This window comes from Bradyrhizobium nitroreducens (assembly GCF_002776695.1).
In the GTDB taxonomy this organism is placed as follows: domain Bacteria; phylum Pseudomonadota; class Alphaproteobacteria; order Rhizobiales; family Xanthobacteraceae; genus Bradyrhizobium; species Bradyrhizobium nitroreducens.
This window is the reverse complement of the sequence record NZ_LFJC01000003.1, coordinates 2,279,509-2,299,812: the sequence shown is the minus strand read 5'-3', so window position 1 is coordinate 2,299,812 and position 20,304 is coordinate 2,279,509. Positions and strand designations below refer to the sequence as shown.

The window sequence follows — 20,304 nt, the reverse complement described above, 5'->3', positions numbered from 1 at the left end:
AATAGAATGCCCGCAATAACAAGAAAGTAGCGGGAGAGCGAGGCCATGAAGTTCGGCATCTTCTACGAGCTGCAACTGCCGCGGCCCTGGGTAGCGGGCGACGAGCTCGCCCTCTATCAGAACGCGCTGACGCAGATGGAGCTCGCCGACAAGCTCGGCTACGACCACGCCTGGGTGGTCGAGCATCATTTCCTCGAGGAATATTCGCACTCGCCCTCGCCGGAATCCTTCCTCGCCGCCGCCAGCCAGCGGACGAAGAACATCCGCCTCGGCCACGGCATCCTGCAGCTCACCACCAATCATCCGGCGCGCGTCGCCGAGCGTGTTGCGGTGCTCGACCTGCTCTCGAACGGCCGTTGCGAGTTCGGCATGGGCGAGAGCGCCTCCATCACCGAGCTCACCCCGTTCGGCCGCGACATGGAGACCAAGAAGGAGGTCTTCGAGGAGGCCGTGCAGGCGATCTTCCCGATGTTCAAGGACGCCGGCAGCGAGCATCACGGCAAGTACTTCGACATCCCCTTGCGCAACGTGGTGCCGAAGCCGGTGCAGAAGCCGCATCCGCCGCTGTGGCTCGCCTGCTCGCAGCTGCCGACCATCGAGCGTGCCGGCCGCTATGGTTTCGGCGCGCTCGGCTTCCAGTTCGTCAGCGCCGATGCCGCGCATGCCTGGGTGCACGCCTATTACAACGCCATGACCAAGCGGCTCACCAAGCTCGCGGACTATCGGATCAATCCGAACATGGCGCTGGTGTCGTTCTTCATGTGCGCCAAGACCGACGAGGAGGCGCGTGCCCGCGCCGACGGCGCCACCTTCTTCCAGTTCGCGCTGCGCTTCTACGGCGCCTCGCAGAACCGCCAGCGTCCCGCGCCCTACACGGTCAACATGTGGGACGAGTACAACAAGTGGAAGCGCGACAATCCCGAGGCGCAGGAGGCGGCCTTGCGCGGCGGCCTGATCGGCTCGCCCGAGACGATCCGCAGGAAGCTGAAGCGTTTCCAGTCCTCGCACATCGACCAGGTCATCCTGCTGAATCAAGCGGGCAAGAACAGTCACGAGCACATCTGCGAATCGCTCGAGCTGTTCGGCCGCGAGGTGATGCCGGAATTCCAGAACGACCCGGCGCAGGCCGAATGGAAGCAGGGCGTCATGAGCGGCGAGATCGAGCTGGAAGAGATCGACACCGAGGCCTTCACGGACCGCTACGGCAAGCTCGCGATCAATGTCGCGCCGGCCAAGGCGGCGGGGTAACGCTCGCATCCGGCATGGGCCCCGGTTCTGCAGCGCACCACCGAAGGGGTGCTGCGCTGCGTCCGGGGCACGAGGCTGTCGACCGACCCCACTCTCGTGTCCCGGACAAGCCGCAACGCGCCAGCGTTGCGGCGCAGAGCCGGGACCCAGAAAGCGGCAGATGCCGGCCCCGCTGTCGAACGCATTGCGAAGCACCAGGAGCAAAGCGTTAACCATCGCTGGCGGTTCCGGTCCGGCCGGCATCGCTTCGAAGTTTCTTAAATTTTGCTGGGTACCTCTTCAGGCACAGTGACCCCCTGGAGAAAGATATGGCTAAGCGCGCCAAGGCCAAACGTGGGAAGGCGGAGACGCTCGCAATCCCGGTGGCCGCGAGGGTTGCAATCGGCGCCGTGGCCGTCGCCGCCCTGGGGTACGGGGTGCTGTCTGGCCCGGCGAACGTGCAACCGGCACGCAAGCCCTCGGCGCAGGAAGTCCGGGCATCGTCGTCTCCGGTCTACGTGGCACCTCCAGTTCATGCCGCAGCGGCGGCTCCGGCCCCGGCTGCAGCTCCGATTCCGACACCGGCTCCGGCGCCACTGGCCGAACCGCCAAAAGCCGACGCTGATGCTCCCGGAGCCCTCGTTCGGCAGGTGGTCGACTATGCCAGCCGCCAGGCGCCGGGTACTGTCATCATCGACACCGGAAACACATTCCTCTATCTCGTCCTGAACGACAGGCAGGCGATGCGTTACGGCATCGGCGTCGGCCGCGAAGGTTTCACGTGGTCCGGTGAGCAGACCGTCGCCCGCAAGGCCGAATGGCCGGATTGGCATCCGCCGACGGAGATGATCGGGCGCCAGCCTTATCTTCCGCGCTTCATGGCGGGCGGCCCCGGCAATCCGCTCGGCGCGCGCGCGATGTATCTCGGCGAAACCGAATATCGCATTCACGGCACCAACAACCCCAATACGATCGGCAAGCGGGTGTCGTCCGGCTGCATCCGGCTCACCAATGACGACGTCACGGACCTCTATGAGCGGGTGAAGGTCGGCGCGAAGGTGATCGTGCTTCCGGCATCTGCCCGCAGGCCAACCCAGGGCACGCCGGCCGACGCCGCCTTCCGCCTGCCGGATCCGGGATCGCCGTCGAAGCGGTTCTCCGCGGCCAACGCACAGCTGTTATCGCCCGGACCGAGGGTCGCCGAGGCGCAATAGTCCGTTCCGTCCGACAGTCCCGATGGCCTGGACGAAACGCGCTGTGTCCGACGCTGCTATGCCGACGGCTTACGCGAGATCCGACGCCAGACCTCGAAGTCTCCCTCGGTAGCCTCGCGGGCGGCGCGGGCGTTCTTGTACAACCAGTCACTGCGTCTTGCCTTCAAGTCCTTTGTAATCGCCGCGGCGACGTCGCCGGTCCCCGTGTGGACGGCGGCGAGGTCGGCGCCCATGGCGCGCAACTGCTCGTAACGGAGGCCGGCGGCGTCATCGTCGAGATTGATCTTGCGCGAGTCCGCCGAGAGCCGGCGAAACACGAAATGCGTGCCTTTGGCATCCGGCTCGACGTCGAGATAAGGGTCTGGCGCACGATAAGCCCCGGTCGAGAGCTCGAGGAATCTGTGCCGCCGCGACGACTTGCGGTGCGACCAGTCCCAGGCGGAGGGAACGAGTGCCTTGGCCTCGCGCACCACGCGGCCGCCGCGCCAGGTCGCGACGACGACAAAACGAGGACGCCCCAGGCTTCCGCCACCGGCCCTCCGCCGGAAGAAGGCCGCATCCTTCGCGCCGTCAGGGAGGTTGGCTACCAGCAGCTTCCGGATCGAGGGCGAGGGAGTGGCAGCCTTGAAACCGTCGACGTCCTTCCAGAACTTGCGTCGGCAACGATCCGAGCATCTGACGTAGTGCCGGATCCAGATTTCCTGCTCGTCGAGCAGCGCGGGTCGCGGTTGCTTCAGGCCAGCCCGGTAACCCTCGAGAATGGCGTTGACGGCATCGCGGCCGACAATCTTCAGCTTCGGCGCGAGTTCGGCGCTTGCGACGAGGCGGACGAGATCGAAGGCGTACGGCATGACGGCCGCTTCGTCGAAATCGTTCACGCCCCACACCCATCGCCCGTCGGCATCGCGCCACGTTCCGAAATTCTCGAGATGGGTGTCGCCGACGCAAAGGGTAGATGGCGCGTCGGCCAGATCCGGGCAGATCGTCTCGATCCGTCGCGCCCAGTGATAGTAGGTCGCCCGCAGGAATGCGAACGCATTCTCGCGCATCCGCTCGTGCTTGTGTGCGAGGTCGTTTTCGACGACCTCGCACTGGCGACGAAGCCAGGTCTCGTATTCCTCGGTGTCCTCGAGAATGGACATGCCGCTCCAGGCCAAATGTTGTCCAGGAAGTAGGACGTGGTCGACGGACCCTTGCAGTCTGCACAGCCGGTGGCCAAATCCGCGTAGCCTGGAGGTTCAGGCGAATAGCTCACGATCTACTGAGTGCAAATCCTTCGGATCATAATATTTCTCGACCCAACTATCGTTGGTCGACAGAAACCAGCCGGCGTCGACAGCTGCCTGTTGCGTTTCTGCTTGCTTCTTGGCCTTTCCCTGTTTCTCGGCTTTCGGACCTTTTGCCGTACTGTCCAGGAAATTGAAATGATCCACCAATAGCAACGCTTCGATGACAAAGACGGTGGCTACATCGTCATCGTAGATCGCGAGCAAATTGTCGCCATTGGCCTCTTCGCCGCCCTGCGCAAGATTGGACGATCCGCAGAAGACCACCGGGTCGTCTCCCCTGAAACCGCACACCACGAACTTGTGGTGGATTTGGTGGCCGACTCCGAGGATGTTGGGGACTTGGTTGAAAGGAGGCGGCAATTGAGTATTGACGGGCTTGCCGGTCACCAAGACGCCGGTCTTCCTGCCTAGCGGGTAGAGCGAAGTGCCGCCGGGACTGTCGGAGATGCCAAAGCTGAAGACCTTGTCGTTGGCATGGATTGTTTTCAGTGCGTCGTAGACCGGGTTCGGCGCGGGCTTGGTGACCTTGCCGGTCTTTTTGCTCTTTCGTGGCGGGGACGAGATCGCCATCACCGCAAAGAGCACGCTACCTTCGCCCTTCTTCTGTTTGCTCTCCTGGCCGATGCGGTCGACGATGACTTTGAGCACGTCGCTCGCATGTTTCGGATCGTGCGGCGCAAAGGTGATGTCGGTTCTCGGCGTGCTCTTGCCCTTTGTGCTGAAGGTCTGATTCGACCATGTCGTCTTCTTGAAATTCGCCGCACTTACATCGTCTTCCCACACCTTGGCGAAAACGTCGGCGTACCAGCCGGCGACCTCCGGATCGTCATATATCAAGACGTGGTTGGAATTGACGTAGATACCGGTCACCGAAAAATTGGTTGAACCGGTGAGGACCTTTATCGCCTTGTTGCCTTTCGCGGCTCTCTTGTGGACGATGAAGACCTTGTCGTGAGCGTAGCGGCTGAAATGGCCGCGCTTGAGCAATTCCTTCTTGCCGGCAGCCTTCACGAAGGCCTTCTCGAAGGCATCCTCCAGCGGTGCCGCTTTCGGCTTCTCGGACTTCTTCGCAGCCCCGGATGATCGCTTCTTCGGCTTGCCCTGATGGTGGAGTGCGGCGTTGTCGAGAATCATGCGGATGCGCCCCTGCTTTGCGAGCTTCAACAGGATGTCGACCATATCCGGCTCGTTCAGATCGTATGCGAAGACGTCGATCGCAAGACTCTTGTCGGACATGACCTCGTCGAGCATGGCGAATATCTTCTTGCGCGCGGTGAAGCCGAGCCATTCGTATGCCTGCTGATAGGTGAACTCCTCTCCTTGCGCATTCTTGCCGGCGATCTGGGACGTGTCGAATTGCAGTCCTCTGCGGTCCGGCTGGATCTTCGTGTCCTTGCCGAAATGGTTGTCGAAAGCTTGCGACTGCGTGTAGCCTCGCGCAAATCCGAGCGCCAGCTTGCCTTTCGCGAATTCGTCGACCTCGATGTCCACCGACGTACTTAGAGCGGGATCGAGTGGCTGGAGCGATCGCTTGTTGTCGAAGAACCGCGGCGTCACCGTGTACTTGTAGTCGCCGAAGAATGGCTGAAGTCCCTGATGGACCTGCCCGGGGACGTGCACCCAGCGAAATTTGTGAATCGGCGCGTTGACGCTCGAGTTTGCCGGCTCGCTTGCGACCTGGGCGTGACTTGCGGGCCTCTCGAAGCGCAACTGGTTGTGAATATAATAGGGTGCCTGGCCTTTCGGCTGGCACGCGATTGTGAAGCCAGCGAGATTTTTCGTTGCGGCCTTGCTGGTGAAATCGAATGCCAGAAGCGTCTTTGCGTCGCCTCGATAGGCTCGGATCGAGAAATCACCCTTCTTCTGGGACGCGCTTCCCATGGAAATCTCCTCTTGCGCTTTTACTTCGAAAAGAAGCGTTCGTTGCCGAGGACCGTAAAACAAGAAATTTTCTATCGATTTTCATATGCTACCATGAATCTGTTCGATGCGCCACAAACAACCTTAGGGATGAGGGCGGGGAGGCTCCGCGTCCTCCTGGCGCGTGTACGAACCCGAACCTGGGTTGGTTTCGCAGGGTCCGTATGGCCGCCGCTGCTCAGAGCGGGACCGGCGCAGTCAGTCGCCGCCGTCCGCCAGTTGCGCCGCGCCAATGATGTGTATCCCCGGCGTTCCCGCCACGGCCGCCTCGATGAGCTGCCGGGCCACCTGGGTCACTGAACTGACGCGCGCAACGCGCGGCAACACGGGCGCGACGAAGCGCAGGACTTTCCCGACGGCCTGCTCGATGGGCCGGCTTTCGGCACGCTCACCATCGAGAAAGCCGGGCCGCAGGATCGTCAGGGAGGGGAAACCGAGCGCTCCGATCGCCTGCTCCAGCTCGCCTTTCGTCCGCGGGTAGAGAAATGGCGACCTGGGATCGGCACCCAGGGCCGACACCAGCGCGAGCCGGACGACGCCGGCTTCGCGCAGCCGCCGCGCGACGCGCAGCGCCAGGTCGTAGTCGACCGCCCGGAACGCCGCCGCCGACCCTGCCGCCGCCCGCGTCGTTCCGAGCGCGCAGATCGCGCCGTCGGCGCGCCAGTCGTCGTCGCCGGCACCGGCAATCAGATCATCGAGCCGGGGATTGGCGACTCGCTCCTCGGGCGGCAGCGCACGCCGCGTTGGCGCGATGATGCGCGTGATGCGAGAGTCCGCGAGAGCGAGCGTCATCGCGCGGCCGCCAACCAGCCCCGTCGCGCCTACGATGAGCAATGTGGTCATGACCATCCCGTCCTGGTTCTGCAGGTCAAGCCTTGCAGGCCAAACTTTGCAGGCCAAACTCTGCTGGCCAAGTGTACAGGAACCGGTTGCCGCTACAAATTCGGAGACTTCCTTGCCGTTTTGTCCCTATCGCTGGGGACAGACGCGGTCAGTAGAATTCGCTAGTCTGCGCTGAAGCCTAGGAAGATCGGAGGAGACCGTCTTGAGCACCGCGCCGCGCGTCGACATCGACCCTGCAGCCTTCTGGGCCGATCCCTATCCGATGCTCGCCAGAATGCGCAAGGAAGCGCCGATCGCCTTCGTGCCGCAGCTCGGCTCGACGCTGCTGACCAGCCGCGACGACATCTCGATCTCCGAGAAGCAGATCGACGTGTTCTCCTCGCACCAGCCCGCGGGCCTGATGAACCGGCTGATGGGCCACAACATGATGCGCAAGGACGGCGAGGCGCATCAGGTCGAGCGCCGCGCGATGTTTCCGACGGTGTCGCCGAGGACCGTGAAGGCGCACTGGACCGCGCAGTTCCAGGCCCATGCCGACCGTATCCTCGATGCGATCGCGCCGGGACGGGTCGATTTCATGCGCGACTTTGCGCTGCCGTTCTCCGGCGAATGCCTGAAGTCGATCACCGGCCTCACCAATATCGGCTTTGAGGACATGGACGCGTGGTCGCAAGGCATGATCGAGGGCATCGCCAATTATGCCGGCGATCCCGCAGTCGAGGCGCGCTGCCATGCCGCGACGTCGGGCATCGATGCGGCGATCGACGACATCCTGCCGGTGATGCGCAGGAATCCCGACCAGAGCATTTTGGGCGTGCTGCTCGCCTCCGGCATGCCGATGGAGAGCGTGCGTGCCAATGTCAAGCTTGCGATCTCCGGCGGTCAGAACGAGCCGCGCAAGGCGATCGCCGGCACGATATGGGCGCTGCTGACCCATCCCGACCAGCTCGACCTGGTTCTGCGCGGTGAGGTGACCTGGCTGCAGGCCTTCGAGGAATATGCCCGCTGGATTTCGCCGATCGGCATGTCGCCGCGCCGTATCGCAAAGCCGTGGAGCATCCGCGAGGTCGCCTTCGAGTCCGATGAGCGTGTGTTCCTGATGTTCGGTTCCGCCAACCGTGACGAGAAACACTTCGCGCGCGCCGACGCATTCGATGTCCGTCGCGACACCTCCAAGAGCGTCGCGTTCGGCGCCGGCCCGCATTTCTGCGCCGGCGCCTTCGCCTCCCGCGCCATGATCGCCGACGTCGCGCTGCCGACCGTGTTCGCCCGCGCCAAGAAGCTCGAGATCGCCGACGACGAGCCGGTGCGGATCGGCGGCTGGGCGTTTCGCGGCCTGCAGAACCTGCCGGTGAAGTGGGCGCATTAGGCCGTCAAATCACGACGGCTCCTGCAGCGATGACATCATGCGCCTGTTTTGCCCGACGGAGCAAACGTCATGCCCGCCGCGCGAGCCGCAAATCGCCTGAAGTGTAAGTCATTGATCTCATTGACGCCGGCTACTGTGCATGGGGTTGTTTTCGACATTTTGAGGTCCGGTGTCTTGCTGTGCCGCGGCCGACCAGTGCGGCTCTCACATTCGCGTGCGAAAAAATTCCCTCTGTATGGTCGCCCGCGCTTGAAAGAATAATCATGCGCGCCGCCGCAGACGCAGTGCTCGCATCGCTATTTTTCTGCATGGCTCGACAGCTTCAGCAACGCGCACCATCATTCTCCGCACGTGAATGAGCAACGGCCGCACGCGGCCGGGAGTGTGGAATGCAACGTCGTGACTTTCTCAAGCTGTCGATCGGAACCGCGGCCGCTGCAGCGATTGCTTCGCCTGCGGTCGCGCAAGGCGCTGTGAAGGAAATTCGTATCGGCTACCAGAAGACGGGCGTGCTGGTGATCGCGCGCCAGCAGGCCGCCCTGGAAAAACATTTCACAGCCTTGAGCATCAATGTGAAATGGATCGAGTTCTCCTCGGGTCCGCCGATGATGGAAGCGATGAACGTCGGCAGCGTCGATTTCGGCGCGGTCGGCGATTCCCCGCCGGTGTTCGCGCAAGCCGCGGGCGCTGCGATCGTCTACGCCGCCGGCCAGCCCATCACCAACGGCCAGGGCATCCTGGTGCCCAAGGATTCGCCGATCCGCGACATTGCCGGCCTCAAGGGCAAGCGCGTCGGCTTCACCAAGGGTTCCAGCGCCCACAACATCGTGGTGCAGACGCTGGAGAAGGCCGGCCTCACCTATGCCGACATCACCCCGGTCTATCTGACGCCGCCGGATGCGGGCCCGGCCTTTGCCAATGGCAGCATCGAGGCCTGGGCGATCTGGGATCCCTATTTCGCGATCGGCGAGACCAGGCAGAACGGCCGCATCCTGATCAATGCGCGCGAGGTCACCAAGACCAATTCGTTCTACATCGCCAATCGCGAGTTCGCGAAGAACCATGGGTTGATCCTTCGGCAGATCGTCGACGTCACGACTTCGGCCGGCAGATGGGCCGAGCAGCACCGCGATGAAGTCGCCAGATCGCTCGCCGCGATCACCGGCGTCCCGCTGGACATCCAGACCGTCGCGGCCGACCGCGCCAACTTCGTCGTCGGCCCCGTCACCGATGAGATCGTCGCGACCCAGCAGGGCGTCGCCGATCGCTTTTACAAGCTCGGCCTGATCCCGAAGCCGATTCAGATCCGCGACATCGTCTGGCGCAGCCCGGCAGCCTGACCGTGCCGACCAATCTCCCCATTTCAAAAGGTCTAGACATGAGACGCATCATTCATCGGCTGATCGCAGCGATCATGCTGTCGGTCGGCATCGTCGCCGCCGCCGTCGGCACCTCCTATGGCTAGTCGCCCGAGTGCATCCATGAGCAAGCAATCCAACGCCAACATCCTCTGGTTCCTGCCGACCCACGGCGACGGCCGCTATCTCGGCAGCGGCATCGGCGGCCGCGAGGTCAACTTCAACTATCTGCGCCAGATCGCGCAGGCCGCCGATCAGCTCGGCTATTACGGCGTGCTGCTGCCGACCGGGCGCTCCTGCGAGGATTCGTGGATCGTCGCCTCCAGCGTCGCGCCCTTCACCGAGCGTCTGCGCTATCTCGTCGCCGTTCGCCCCGGCCTGCAATCGCCGAGCGTAGCTGCGCGCATGGCCGCGACGCTCGATCGCGTCACGGGCGGGCGGCTGCTCGTCAACGTCGTCACCGGCGGCGATCCCGTCGAAAACAAGGGCGACGGCATCTTCCTCGGCCATGACGAGCGCTACGAGGTCACCCGCGAATTCCTCGACGTCTACAGCGACCTGCTCGCCGGCAAGACCGTCAATGTCGAGGGCAGGCACATCCACATCGAGGACGGCAAGCTGCTGTTTCCGCCGGTGCAGTCGCCGCGCCCGCCGCTCTATTTCGGCGGCTCGTCGGACGCCGGCATCGATGTCGCCGTCGACACCGTCGACAAGTACCTGACCTGGGGCGAGCCGCCGGCGCTGGTCGCCGAGAAGATCGCGAAGGTGAGGGAGGTCGCCAGCGCCCGAGGCCGCAAGCTCTCCTTCGGCATCCGCCTCCATGTCATCGTCCGCGAGACCAACGAGGAAGCCTGGCGCGCCGCCAACGATCTGATCAAGCATGTCGACGATGACACCATCGCCAAGGCGCAGAAGAACTTCGCGCGCATGGACTCCGTCGGCCAGCAGCGCATGGCGCAGCTCCATGGCGGCAAGCGCGACAAGCTCGAGATCGCCCCGAATCTGTGGGCCGGTGTCGGCCTCGTGCGCGGCGGCGCCGGCACGGCGCTGGTCGGGGACGCCCAGACCGTGGCGGCTCGCATCAGGGAGTATCAGGACCTCGGCATCGATACCTTCATCATGTCGGGCTACCCGCATCTGGAGGAGGCCTATCGCTTCGCCGAGCTGGTCTTCCCGCTGCTCTCGCTGGAGCAGCCGAGCAACGTGAGCAGGCTGCACTTCAACGGCGGTCCCTTCGGCGAGACGGTCGGCAACGATTTTCGTCCGCAGCACCGGGTGTCGCAGTCATGAGCCTGATCGACAGCATCTCACGTCCGCGCGCCGTCCGCCTGCCGCGCATTGACGGCCTGATCCAGTGGATCGTGCCGCTCGCCATCATCGCGATCTGGCAGCTTGCCAGCGTCACCGGCTTCGTGCCGACGCGGGTGCTGCCGGCGCCGAGCGACGTCGTGCTCTCGGGCTGGAAGCTGTTGCTGTCCGGCGAGCTGGTCCGCAACATCTGGGTCTCGTTCTGGCGCGCCTCGATCGGCTTTCTGATCGGCGGCAGCATCGGTTTCGCGTTCGGCCTCGCCAACGGCCTGTCGCAACTCTCGGCGAAGCTGACCGACACCACGTTGCAGATGGTACGGAACGTGCCGCATCTGGCGCTGATCCCGCTCGTCATCCTCTGGTTCGGCATCGACGAGAGCGCAAAGCTGTTCCTGGTTGCGCTCGGCGTGTTCTTTCCGATCTACCTCAACACGCTGCACGGCATCCGCACCGTCGATCCGCAGCTGATCGAGATGGGCCGCATCTACGGCATGACCGACGGCGAGCTGTTTCGCCGCGTGATCTTTCCGGGCGCGCTGCCGTCGATCTTCGTCGGCATCCGCTTCGCGCTCGGCATCATGTGGCTGACCCTGATCGTCGCCGAGACCATCGCGGCGTCCTCCGGCCTCGGCTACATGGCGATGCAGGCGCGCGAGTTCATGCTGATCGACGTCGTCGTGCTCTCGATCCTGATCTACGCCCTGCTCGGCAAGCTCGCCGACAGCGCCTCCCGTGTGCTGGAGCGCTTGACGCTCTCCTGGCACCCCGCCTTCCAGAAACGTTGAGAATCACATGCAGACAGCCCTTCGGACGGCCCTTCCCGAAACCGAGCTCGCCAGCCAAGCCAATTTCGCGCCTCACGCTCGCGTCGTGCGCGAGGAACGTCTGGCGCAGACGAGCGGCCTGCCGCTCACCATCCGCGGCCTGCGAAAATCCTTCGGCGACAACGAGGTGCTGCGCGGCATCGATCTGCACATCCCCGCCGGCCAGTTCGTCGCCATCGTGGGAAAAAGCGGCTGCGGCAAGAGCACGCTGCTGCGCCTGATCGCGGGCCTCGACAAGATCGACGCCGGCAGCATCAGCTTCGGCCAGGATGTTAAGCCCGAGGACATCCGCGTGATGTTCCAGGAGCCCCGGCTGCTGCCCTGGGCCCGCGTGCTCGCCAATGTCGAGGTCGGCCTCGGCCGGGACCGCGCATCACAGGACGCGGATGCGCGCGCCGAAAGGGCGTTGACCGAGGTCGGTCTCGCCGACAAGCGCCACCAATGGCCGTCGGTGCTGTCGGGCGGCCAGAAGCAGCGCGTCGCGCTCGCCCGCGCGCTGGTCTCCCGTCCGCGCGTGCTCGCCTTGGACGAGCCGCTCGGCGCGCTGGATGCGCTGACCCGCATCTCGATGCAACGCCTCCTGGAGCGCGTCTGGCGCGACCAGGGCTTTACCGCGATCCTGGTCACCCATGACGTCGCCGAGGCGGTCGCGCTGGCGGACCGGGTGCTGGTGATCGAGGAAGGCCGCATCGCCCATGACGTTGTGGTTCATGCAGGCAGGCCCCGCGCGCGCGGCTCGGTCGAGCTCGCGGGCCTCGAAAGCTCGATCCTGAGCCACCTGTTGTCGGCGGACGATCGTACCTAAATACAGGGAACCCCCGCTCCGGGGAGCAATGCCATGAATGTAGTGCCCCGCGATCTCATGACTGAAATCCCCGTCTCGTCCGCCGATTTCCGCGGCGCCATGCGCCACCTCACCGGCGGCGTCAGCGTCATCACCGCCGGGCGGGGCAAGGACATCACCGGCATGACGGTGACCTCCGTGACCTCGCTGTCGGTCGAGCCGCCGACCCTGCTGGTCAGCATCAACCGCGATGCCTCGTCCTTCCCCCTGATCCGCCGCCACGGCGCCTTCGGCGTGAACATCCTCAATGCCGACCAGCTCGATGTCGCCGAACGTTTTGCCGGCAAGGGCGGCTTGAAGGGCCCCGATCGTTTCAAAGGTGCCGAATGGGTGACGGCGGTCTCGGGCGTTCCGCTTCTGGTCGGTGCGCTGTCTTCTTTCGATTGCGAAGTCGAGGAGATCATGGAGCGCCACTCGCACGGCATCGTCATCGGCCGTGTCAGGGACATCAGGGGGTCGACCCGCAATGCGGCGCTGGCCTATTGGCACGGCCAGTATGTGGCGGTCGACCAGGACGAGGACGCCGCCACGCTGGCCGATGTCAGCGTTCCCACCCGCAGCCGGCGCAGCGTCTGATCGGCGCGCACAGGCTGGCCTTTTCCGCCTCGTCGCTCTAGAAGCCGGGAAGCCGTCCCGTTCGGGATGCGCCATGGAGCGGAACGATGAAGCGCATCGCGACCTTCGCCTTCTACGCCGTCGGTGCGCTCGCGATCGCCTATCTCGCGCTCTACGCCTATGCGATGTTCTCGGGCCAGCCCGTGATCATCCCCGGCGATCCCATCCACATCTTCCGCAAGCCGGATGCGCCGAGTTATTCGTGACCTCTTCGTCATTCCGGGGCGCGCGTCAGCGCGAACCCGGAATCTCGAGAGTCCGGGCTCGAGGCTTCGCATCGCGCCGCGATGACGCTCGACGTTACCCCCGCAAAATCGCCAGCGCGAGCGCCTGCGCGCGCGGCACGATGCTGTCGATCTCGAGATATTCCTCCGGCGTGTGCGCGAGGCCGCCGACCGGGCCGAGGCCGCAGATGGTCGGGGTGCCGACCGCGGCGGTGAAGCCGGAATCGGCGCAGCCGCCGGAGAACTCGCCCTGCAGCGTGGTGAGGCCGACCTGCCGTGCGGCCGCCTGATAGCCTTCGAATAGCGCCTTGGATTCCGCGCTCTGCACCACCGGCACGAACTCGCCCTTGATCGTCAGCGTCGCGCTCGTGCCCGGCACGTAAGACGTTGCGACGATCGTCTCGATCGCGTCCATCACCCGCGCTCGATCCGCCGGATCGACATAGCGCAGGTCGATCTGACCCTCGGCGTAGGGCGCCGTGGTGTTGACGGACTGGCCGCCCGAGACCAGGCCGACATTGAGCGTGATGCCCTTGTCGAGATCGGTCAGCGCGTGGATATGCACGATCTTGTGCGCGAGCTCACCGATCGCGCTGACGCCTGCGGCGAAATTCGCGCCGGAATGCGCGGCCTTGCCGGTGATGGTCATGTGCATGAAGATGCCGCCCTTGCGCCCCGTGACGACGTTGCCGGTGGGGCGGCCCGGCTCGGAGTTGAACACGGCGCGGGCGGAGCGGCCTTCGCGCTCGATCACGGGCCGGGAGGAGGGCGAGCCGATCTCCTCGTCCGAGGTGATCAGGAGCTTGATCGGGTGCGGGTTGCCGCCGAATTTGTGGAAGGCGGTCGCGACGAAGATGTTCATCACGACGCCGGATTTCATGTCGGCGACACCGGGTCCGTAGGCGCGGCCGTCCTTGATGGTGAAGGGACGGCGCCCGGCCTCGCCCTTGCCGAACACGGTGTCGCGATGCCCCATCAACAGCACCGGTTTTTCGTTGCTGCCGGGTTTTGCCACGTCGGCATGGATTGCATCGCCGAAGGTGGCGTTGGCCTCGCGGCGGCACGGAATGCCGTGCTCGGCAAAATGCCGCTCGAACCGCGCACCGACCGCATCGACGCCTTCCTTGTCGTAGGAGCCGGAATCGATGTTCACGACGTCGCGGAGCAGATCGATCATCGCCTGCTTCTGCGTCGCCAGCCAGTCCGTGATTTGAGCTTCAGACATGTGGTTCTCCGCGTGGTTTTCGCGGGTGGTTATAGGGCCTGGTGCAGGTGCGACCTAGTCGCCGGATGCGGCCCCCCTTTGCATTCGAAGCAGCCAAAGCCCTTTCATCGTCACCCCTGAGGTGCCCGCGAAGCGGGCCTCGAAGGGCGACGGCCCGGCTCCTTCCGCCGGGGTGCAGCTCGGCCGTGCATCCTTCGAGGCTCCCGGCGCGATGCGATTGCATCGCGCCGCTCGCGCCTCAGGATGACGGGATATATCTTGAGGTTGTTTCATTAATCTTGACAACCCAAGCGCTGCCGTCATCCTGAGGTGCGAGCCGTGCGGGGCGAAGCGCCGCGCGGAGAGCCTCGAAGGATGTTGTGATGGGCATCTACGTCTATATGCTGAGATGCGCCGACGGCTCATTCTACATCGGAAGCGCGACAGGCGAAGACACGTCAAAACGCGTCGATGAGCACAATGCGGGAGCTTATCCGGGATATACTTATTCGAGGCGCCCTGTCGTCCTCGTCTGGGCGGAGCATTTCGATCGGATCACCGACGGCGTTGCGGCCGAGCGCCAGCTCAAAGGATGGAGCCGCGCCAAGAAGGAAGCGCTCATTCGATCGGATTGGAGATTGGTGAGCCAACTTGCACAGCGGCGTGCGGGAGCACCTCGATCGAAGAAGTGAGTGTTTATATCGCGCCGGCTCGGCCGTGCATCCTTCGAGGCTCCCGGCGCGATGCGATTGCATCGCGCCGCTCGCACCTCAGGATGACGGGGCGAGCGCTGGTGCGCATGGTCAAGGAAATGCCCGGGACCAGCCCGGGCATTCGCATTTTCAACCGGCGTGGCGTCCCGCTTACGCCCCCATCATCGGCATCCGCGGATATTCTCCCGGCGTGCCGGCAGGCGGGATCGGGATGCCGCCGTCGGAATATTCGTTGAGCTTGTTGCGCAGCGTGCGGATCGAGATGCCCAGGATGTTGGCGGCATGGGTCCGGTTGCCGAGGCAGTGCTTGAGCGTCTCCAGGATCAGGTCGCGTTCGACGTCGGCGACGGTGCGGCCGACGAGAGCGCGCGTCACCTGCTCGGCGGCCATGGTGGCGTGCGCCACGGCCGGCGGGGTCTTGGCGAGGTCGAGGCGGTCGCCGTCCGGGGTCAGGATCGCGTCGGGTCCGATCTCGTCGCCCTGCGCCATCAGCACGGAGCGGTGCATGGTGTTTTCGAGCTCGCGGACGTTGCCCTGCCAGCGGTTGGTGGAGAGCACGCGGCGCGCTTCCGCCGAGATCGGGCGCACCGGCACACCGTTGGCTTCGGCGTACTTCTTCACGAAATGCTGGGCGAGCTCGAGGATGTCGAGGGGACGCTCGCGCAGCGGCGGGATCTTCAGGTTGACCACGTTGAGGCGGAACAGCAGGTCCTCGCGGAACGTGCCTTCGCGCACGGCTTCGGCCAGGTTGCGGTTCGAGGTTGCGATGATGCGGATATCGACCGGCACCGGCTTGGTGCCGCCGACGCGATCGATCACGCGCTCCTGGATGGCGCGCAGCAATTTCGACTGCAGGCGGACGTCCATCTCCGAGATTTCGTCGAGCAGCAGCGTGCCGCCGGTGGCCTCCTCGAACTTGCCGATGCGGCGCGCGATCGCGCCGGTGAAGGCGCCCTTCTCGTGGCCGAACAGCTCGGACTCCAGGAGATGCTCGGGGATCGCGGCGCAGTTGATCGAGATGAAGGGACGCTTGGCGCGCGCCGAGCGGGTGTGGACGTAGCGAGCCAGCACTTCCTTGCCGGTGCCGGATTCGCCGGTGATCATCACCGAGGCGTCGGAGCCCGCGATCTGCTGCGCCAGCTTGACGACCTTTGCCATCGCCTCGTCGCGATAGATCAGCTCGCGGGAATCGTTGGCGACGGCCGCAAGCACCGCGGCGATCAGCTCGGGATCTGGCGGCAGCGGGATGTATTCCTTGGCGCCGGCATGGATCGCCGCGACCGCGGCGCGGGCGTCGTTGGTGATGCCGCAGGCGACGATCGGGGCGTGGATGTGCTCGGCTTCGAGCCGCATCACGAGGTCGCGGATGTCGAGGGCGACGTCGACCAGCAGGAGGTCGGCGCCCTTGCCGCCGCGCAGCACGCGCATCGCCTGCTCGTGGTCCTCGGCGTGGGTCACGGTGGCGCCGTTGTCCATCGCGATCTTGGTGGCGGTGGTGAGCTGGCCCTTCAATGTGCCAACGATGAGAAGCCGCATGTCAGTCTCCTGTCCGTCTGGTCGCGCTGCCGCGCGCTATTCCCTGCAATGTCGCTAGCTGCGTTCGGCCTTGATGATTTCGGTCATGGTCACGCCGAGCTTGTCCTCGACCAGGACGACTTCGCCGCGGGCGACCAGCTTGTTGTTGACGTAGATGTCGATGGCCTCGCCGACGCGCCGGTCGAGCTCGAGCACCGTGCCGGGCCCGAGCTTCAGAAGCTCGCTGACGTCCATCTTGGAGCGGCCGAGCACGGCCGAGACCTGCACCGGAACGTCGAACACCGCCTCGAGGTCGGCGGCGGCGCGCGCCGCATATTCGTCCTCGTTGTAGCCGACGTCCGTGCCGGTCGGCGGCATCGGGCCGTTGAGATCGGGCAGCGGGACCTGTCCGTCGGTGTCGCTCATGGCTTAGCTCCCCCTGCGGGACGCGATATAGCGTCCGACCATTTCGTCGATCTTGGCTGCGATGGCGCCGCGCTCCAGCACGACGCCGCCATCGGCCCATTCGATCCGGCAGTCGCCGGTGGCAATCTCCGGCTCGGCCAGGATCACCAGCCGGCCCTCGAAGCCGCTCTGCTTGGCGAGCCGCTCGATCTTGTCGCGGGCGGCGTCGTAGAGCGCATCGTTGATGCGAACGACCAGATGCGGCGTGGCGACCAGATGCGAGAAGCAGTCCTTGACCAGCGCGACGATCTCGCCGAGCGGCTCGGCGGCGACCAGGTCGGCGCACAGCTTGCGCGCGACCGCGACCGCGACGTCGACCGCCTCGGTTTCCATCTTGGATTCGATGTTGCCGATGCCGGCGGCGATGCCGCGGATGCCGATGTTGATCTCTTCCATCGCGAGCGCGACGCGGCGGTCGCTCTCGGCTTTGGCTTCGCGCTGGCCGGCGGCAAAGCCTTCCTGATAGGCGCGCGCCTCGGCTTCCGCGACCCTCGCGGCGATCTCGGCGGCGGTCGCGGCCTTCTCGCGCGTCGTCCGCTCCGGCGCCGCGAAGTCGGTATCGAACAGGAATTTGGCGGGAGCTGCCATCAATACACCAGTTCGTCGTCGGCGCGGTTCTTGGTCAGCATGATCTCACCCTTGGCGGCGAGGTCCTTGGCGAGGTTGACCAGCAGCGCCTGGGCCTCGTCGACGTCGCGCAGGCGGACCGGGCCCATCGCCGCCATGTCGTCCTGGAGCATCTTGGCCGCGCGCGAGGACATGTTGCCGAAGAAGAAGTTGCGGACGTCCTCGTTGGCGCTCTTGAGCGCGACGCCGAGCTTGTCCTTGTCGACGTTGCGCATCAGCGTCTGGGCCGAGCCGGAATCCAGCTTCACGAGGTCGTCGAAGGTGAACATCAGCGCCTTGATGCGCTCGGCCGATTCGCGGTTGTCCTCTTCCAGCGAGGTGATGAAGCGGGTTTCGGTCTGGCGGTCGAAATTGTTGAAGATCTCCGCCATCACCTCGTGGGCGTCGCGGCGGCGGGTCTGCGACAGATTGGACATGAATTCGGTGCGCAGCGTCTTCTCCACGCTCTCGATCACCTCCTTCTGCACCGCCTCCATCTTCAGCATGCGGTTGACGACGTCGAGCGCGAGGTCCTCGGGGAAGATGCCGAGCACGCGAGCGGCGTGTTCCGGCTTCAGCTTCGACAGCACCACCGCGATGGTCTGCGGGTATTCGTTCTTGAGATAGTTCGCGAGCACCTCTTCCTGCACGTTGGAGAGCTTCTCCCACATGTTGCGGCCCGCGGGGCCGCGGATCTCGTCCATGATGCCGTTGACGCGCTCCGGCGGCAGGTACTGCTGCAGCAGGCGCTCGGTGGCGTCGAAATTGCCCATCAGTGCGCCGGACGCCGACATGCGCGAGACGAATTCGAGCAGCATGTCCTCGACCGTGTCGACCTCGACGGTGCCGAGCGTCGACATCTCCAGCGAGAGCTGGCGCACTTCGTCGTCGTCGAGCAACGACCAGATCTTGCCGCCATACTGCTCGCCCAGCGCCAGCATCAGGATCGCGGCGCGCTTCGGTCCGGCCAATTGCTCGGTCGTCTTGCCGTCCTTGGCGCGGGTGTTGGCACGCTGGCCGAGCGTGGAGATCACGCTGGTGATGTCGTTGCTGTTGGCGTTTTGCAGTGTGGCGGCCATGTCAGATCACTTCTCGTATCACTTTGCGGATTCGCTCAGCCATTGGCGGACGATGGCGACGGTTTCGTTGGGATTGCGCTCGGCGAGTTCGCCGACGCGGTGCACGGACTGGGCGTGGACCTGGCCCTGGATGGTGGCGACGTCGATCGCGCTGGCGGCGCCGCTCGGCAGCAGCGGCTGGGTGGCCGGCGCGGCCTCTTCGGAAGCCGCGGGGCCGGCGAGCACGCCGGAGATGGCGGCGGCGACCTCGTCGGAGGCGAGGATGCGCTTGACCAGCGGGCGGATCACCAGGAACAGCACGACGAGGCCGAGCAGCATCATCACGCCGAGCTCGACGAAGTACATGACGTCGTCCTTGGTGAACTGCAGCATGCCGAGGAAGCCGGAGGGCTCTGCGATCGGCGTGGTGGAGGGGGCGTCGGCAAAGCGGAGGTTGACGACCTCGACCTGGTCGCCGCGCTTCTGGTCGAAGCCGATCGCCGAGCGCACCAGGGCGGCGATGCGGTCGAGCTGCTCCTTGGTGCGGTCGGTGTAGGCCAGCTCGCCCTTGTCGTTCTTGGTGTAGATGCCGTCGACCAGCACCGCGACCGAGATGCGGTTGACCCGGCCGGCCTCGGTCACTTCGGTCTTGGTGGTGCGGGAGATCTCGTAATTGTTGGTCTCTTCGGTCTTCTTGCTCTGGTCCTTGGCCGCGACGCCGTTGTTCTGCTGGTTGCCGGGCAGCTCGTTGTTGACCGTGACCTGGCCGTTGTTGTCGGCGGTCATGCTCTGCTCTTCGCGGGTCTGGCTCGAGCGGAGCACGCGGCCCTCGGGATCGTACTTGTCCGAGGTCTGGGTGACCTTGTTGAAGTCGAAATCGGCGGAGAGCTGGACGCGGGCGCGGCCCGATCCGACCACGGAGGAGACGATGTCCTCGACCTGCTTGCGCATCCGCTTCTCGAAGGCGGTGCGGCGCTCGTCGCCGATCTGCTGGTCCGGATCGCTCTGGGCGCCGTCGGCGAGTAGCTGGCCGGCCTCGTCGACGATCGAGACGCGCTGGGGCTTCAGGCCGTTGACGGCGGAGGCGACGAGGTGGCGGATGGCGCGGATCTGCTGGGCTTCCAGCGAGCCGCGGACGCGGACCACGATCGAGGCCGAGGGCTCGGGCGCCTCGCGCGCAAACAGCGGGCGCTCGGGCAGCACCAGATGGACGCGGGCGGCCTGGATGCGGTCAATGGCGCGGATGGTGCGGGCGAGCTCGCCTTCGAGGGCGCGCAGGTGATTGATGTTCTGGACGAAAGAGGTGGTGCCGAGCGCGTCCGATTTGTCGAACACCTCGTAGCCGACGCCGCCGCCCTTGGGCAGGCCACCCTCGGCGAGCTTCATTCTGAGGCGCGTGACCTTGTCCTTGGGCACCATGATGATGGAGCCCTCATTGCGGATCTCGAACTGGATGCCTTGGCGCTCCAGGTCCTTGATAATGCTCGAAGAATCCTCGACGCTGAGGTCCGTGAACAGCGTCGTCATCTGCGGCGTGGTGACGCGCATGATGACGAACGCGAAAAAGCCGATGAGCGCGGCGGTGACCGCGAGCATCGCCCCGAACCGGGCGGCTCCGATACTTTTCAAAAAGTCCGCAAGACCTTGCAAGCAACCGCCCCAACAGATTCGGCCGCTTTCACCGGAAAGGCCGACTGGGCAATTATTG

19 protein-coding genes and 1 pseudogene are annotated in these 20,304 nt (G+C 64.9%); 11 read left to right on the top strand and 9 right to left on the bottom strand.

The genetic code is table 11. The annotated features are described in order from the left end of the window. The first annotated feature begins 45 nt into the window (after window positions 1-45). Window positions 46-1,248, top strand: a complete 1,203-nt coding sequence (locus TSA1_RS11330) for an LLM class flavin-dependent oxidoreductase (protein ID WP_100176423.1) — start codon at window positions 46-48, stop codon at window positions 1,246-1,248. Window positions 1,249-1,556: 308 nt separating this feature from the next. Then, window positions 1,557-2,441 carry a L,D-transpeptidase gene (locus TSA1_RS11325; protein ID WP_100176422.1) on the top strand — a complete coding sequence of 295 codons (885 nt, stop codon included), beginning with the start codon at window positions 1,557-1,559 and terminating at the stop codon, window positions 2,439-2,441. Between the two features lie 56 nt (window positions 2,442-2,497). Here TSA1_RS11325 and TSA1_RS11320 read toward each other — a convergent pair whose 3' ends face one another. The 3 genes from TSA1_RS11320 to TSA1_RS11310 all read right to left on the bottom strand — a co-directional run bounded on the left by TSA1_RS11320 (window position 2,498) and on the right by TSA1_RS11310 (window position 6,493). After that, window positions 2,498-3,583, bottom strand: coding sequence for a DUF2252 family protein (locus TSA1_RS11320; protein ID WP_100176421.1), 1,086 nt, complete (start codon window positions 3,581-3,583; stop codon window positions 2,498-2,500). Between the two features lie 96 nt (window positions 3,584-3,679). After that, the gene (locus tag TSA1_RS11315) at window positions 3,680-5,674 is read right to left on the bottom strand and encodes a phospholipase D-like domain-containing protein (RefSeq protein ID WP_245448210.1); all 1,995 of its coding nucleotides are present in this window, start codon (window positions 5,672-5,674) and stop codon (window positions 3,680-3,682) included. Window positions 5,675-5,848: 174 nt separating this feature from the next. Continuing rightward, window positions 5,849-6,493, bottom strand: a complete 645-nt coding sequence (locus TSA1_RS11310) for a Rossmann-fold NAD(P)-binding domain-containing protein (RefSeq protein WP_245448208.1) — start codon at window positions 6,491-6,493, stop codon at window positions 5,849-5,851. 202 nt (window positions 6,494-6,695) lie between these two features. On the opposite strand from TSA1_RS11310, the gene TSA1_RS11305 reads away from it, so the two are divergent. The 8 genes and pseudogenes from TSA1_RS11305 to TSA1_RS39630 all read left to right on the top strand — a co-directional run bounded on the left by TSA1_RS11305 (window position 6,696) and on the right by TSA1_RS39630 (window position 13,017). Next, the gene (locus tag TSA1_RS11305; RefSeq protein WP_100176418.1) at window positions 6,696-7,862 is read left to right on the top strand and encodes a cytochrome P450; all 1,167 of its coding nucleotides are present in this window, start codon (window positions 6,696-6,698) and stop codon (window positions 7,860-7,862) included. Window positions 7,863-8,251: 389 nt separating this feature from the next. Next, window positions 8,252-9,202, top strand: a complete 951-nt coding sequence (locus tag TSA1_RS11300) for a sulfonate ABC transporter substrate-binding protein (RefSeq protein WP_100176417.1) — start codon at window positions 8,252-8,254, stop codon at window positions 9,200-9,202. A 2-nt stretch (window positions 9,203-9,204) separates the two neighbouring features. Next, window positions 9,205-9,327 (top strand): hypothetical protein, encoded by a 123-nt coding sequence (locus TSA1_RS40925; RefSeq protein ID WP_283811685.1) that lies wholly within the window; start codon window positions 9,205-9,207, stop codon window positions 9,325-9,327. A gap of 16 nt (window positions 9,328-9,343) precedes the next feature. Then, the gene (gene ssuD / locus TSA1_RS11295; RefSeq protein WP_100176416.1) at window positions 9,344-10,510 is read left to right on the top strand and encodes an FMNH2-dependent alkanesulfonate monooxygenase; all 1,167 of its coding nucleotides are present in this window, start codon (window positions 9,344-9,346) and stop codon (window positions 10,508-10,510) included. Next, entirely contained in the window at window positions 10,507-11,313 is an 807-nt protein-coding gene (ssuC, locus tag TSA1_RS11290; RefSeq protein ID WP_100176415.1) for an aliphatic sulfonate ABC transporter permease SsuC, read from the top strand. The genes ssuD and ssuC overlap by 4 nt, the downstream gene beginning before the upstream one ends. A 208-nt stretch (window positions 11,314-11,521) precedes the next feature. Then, window positions 11,522-12,157: pseudogene (locus tag TSA1_RS11285) on the top strand (ABC transporter ATP-binding protein); the annotation flags it as partial. 33 nt (window positions 12,158-12,190) lie between these two features. Next, complete coding sequence (locus TSA1_RS11280) at window positions 12,191-12,772, top strand: flavin reductase family protein (RefSeq protein ID WP_100176413.1); 582 nt, start codon at window positions 12,191-12,193, stop codon at window positions 12,770-12,772. Between the two features lie 86 nt (window positions 12,773-12,858). Continuing rightward, entirely contained in the window at window positions 12,859-13,017 is a 159-nt protein-coding gene (locus tag TSA1_RS39630; protein ID WP_164718287.1) for a hypothetical protein, read from the top strand. A 94-nt stretch (window positions 13,018-13,111) separates the two neighbouring features. Here the strand turns inward: TSA1_RS39630 and TSA1_RS11275 are convergent, their stop codons facing one another. Further along, window positions 13,112-14,260, bottom strand: coding sequence for a M20 family metallopeptidase (locus tag TSA1_RS11275; protein WP_100176412.1), 1,149 nt, complete (start codon window positions 14,258-14,260; stop codon window positions 13,112-13,114). Between the two features lie 362 nt (window positions 14,261-14,622). On the opposite strand from TSA1_RS11275, the gene TSA1_RS11270 reads away from it, so the two are divergent. After that, window positions 14,623-14,931: a GIY-YIG nuclease family protein gene (locus TSA1_RS11270; RefSeq protein ID WP_100176411.1), complete on the top strand. Its 309-nt coding sequence runs from the start codon at window positions 14,623-14,625 to the stop codon at window positions 14,929-14,931. A gap of 171 nt (window positions 14,932-15,102) precedes the next feature. Here the strand turns inward: TSA1_RS11270 and flbD are convergent, their stop codons facing one another. From flbD to fliF, 5 genes are read right to left on the bottom strand one after another with little or no spacing between them, the layout of a single operon-like run. Then, the gene (gene flbD / locus TSA1_RS11265; RefSeq protein ID WP_100176410.1) at window positions 15,103-16,488 is read right to left on the bottom strand and encodes a sigma-54-dependent transcriptional regulator FlbD; all 1,386 of its coding nucleotides are present in this window, start codon (window positions 16,486-16,488) and stop codon (window positions 15,103-15,105) included. Window positions 16,489-16,542: 54 nt separating this feature from the next. Further along, entirely contained in the window at window positions 16,543-16,893 is a 351-nt protein-coding gene (fliN, locus tag TSA1_RS11260) for a flagellar motor switch protein FliN (protein ID WP_100176409.1), read from the bottom strand. 3 nt (window positions 16,894-16,896) lie between these two features. Further along, a complete protein-coding gene (locus TSA1_RS11255; RefSeq protein ID WP_100176408.1) occupies window positions 16,897-17,520 on the bottom strand; it encodes a FliH/SctL family protein in 624 nt (207 codons plus the stop codon). Then, on the bottom strand, window positions 17,520-18,617 hold the full coding sequence (gene fliG, locus TSA1_RS11250) for a flagellar motor switch protein FliG (protein ID WP_100176407.1): 1,098 nt from the start codon (window positions 18,615-18,617) through the stop codon (window positions 17,520-17,522). Before fliG ends, TSA1_RS11255 begins: the two co-directional genes overlap by 1 nt. A gap of 18 nt (window positions 18,618-18,635) precedes the next feature. Further along, window positions 18,636-20,246 (bottom strand): flagellar basal-body MS-ring/collar protein FliF, encoded by a 1,611-nt coding sequence (gene fliF / locus TSA1_RS11245; protein ID WP_100176406.1) that lies wholly within the window; start codon window positions 20,244-20,246, stop codon window positions 18,636-18,638. Window positions 20,247-20,304 lie beyond the last annotated feature (58 nt).

Excerpts from the sequence above, each read along its gene's own strand:
- TSA1_RS39630 (WP_164718287.1), top strand. The coding sequence starts at position 12,859 with ATGAAGCGCATCGCGACCTTCGCCTTCTACGCCGTCGGTGCGCTCGCG.
- flbD (WP_100176410.1), bottom strand. The coding sequence starts at position 16,488 with ATGCGGCTTCTCATCGTTGGCACATTGAAGGGCCAGCTCACCACCGCC.
- TSA1_RS11300 (WP_100176417.1), top strand. The coding sequence starts at position 8,252 with ATGCAACGTCGTGACTTTCTCAAGCTGTCGATCGGAACCGCGGCCGCT.
- fliN (WP_100176409.1), bottom strand. The coding sequence starts at position 16,893 with ATGAGCGACACCGACGGACAGGTCCCGCTGCCCGATCTCAACGGCCCG.
- TSA1_RS11320 (WP_100176421.1), bottom strand. The coding sequence starts at position 3,583 with ATGTCCATTCTCGAGGACACCGAGGAATACGAGACCTGGCTTCGTCGC.
- ssuC (WP_100176415.1), top strand. The coding sequence starts at position 10,507 with ATGAGCCTGATCGACAGCATCTCACGTCCGCGCGCCGTCCGCCTGCCG.
- fliG (WP_100176407.1), bottom strand. The coding sequence starts at position 18,617 with ATGGCCGCCACACTGCAAAACGCCAACAGCAACGACATCACCAGCGTG.
- TSA1_RS11310 (WP_245448208.1), bottom strand. The coding sequence starts at position 6,493 with ATGACCACATTGCTCATCGTAGGCGCGACGGGGCTGGTTGGCGGCCGC.
- TSA1_RS11255 (WP_100176408.1), bottom strand. The coding sequence starts at position 17,520 with ATGGCAGCTCCCGCCAAATTCCTGTTCGATACCGACTTCGCGGCGCCG.
- TSA1_RS11275 (WP_100176412.1), bottom strand. The coding sequence starts at position 14,260 with ATGTCTGAAGCTCAAATCACGGACTGGCTGGCGACGCAGAAGCAGGCG.
- TSA1_RS11280 (WP_100176413.1), top strand. The coding sequence starts at position 12,191 with ATGAATGTAGTGCCCCGCGATCTCATGACTGAAATCCCCGTCTCGTCC.
- TSA1_RS11325 (WP_100176422.1), top strand. The coding sequence starts at position 1,557 with ATGGCTAAGCGCGCCAAGGCCAAACGTGGGAAGGCGGAGACGCTCGCA.
- TSA1_RS11270 (WP_100176411.1), top strand. The coding sequence starts at position 14,623 with ATGGGCATCTACGTCTATATGCTGAGATGCGCCGACGGCTCATTCTAC.
- TSA1_RS11330 (WP_100176423.1), top strand. The coding sequence starts at position 46 with ATGAAGTTCGGCATCTTCTACGAGCTGCAACTGCCGCGGCCCTGGGTA.
- ssuD (WP_100176416.1), top strand. The coding sequence starts at position 9,344 with ATGAGCAAGCAATCCAACGCCAACATCCTCTGGTTCCTGCCGACCCAC.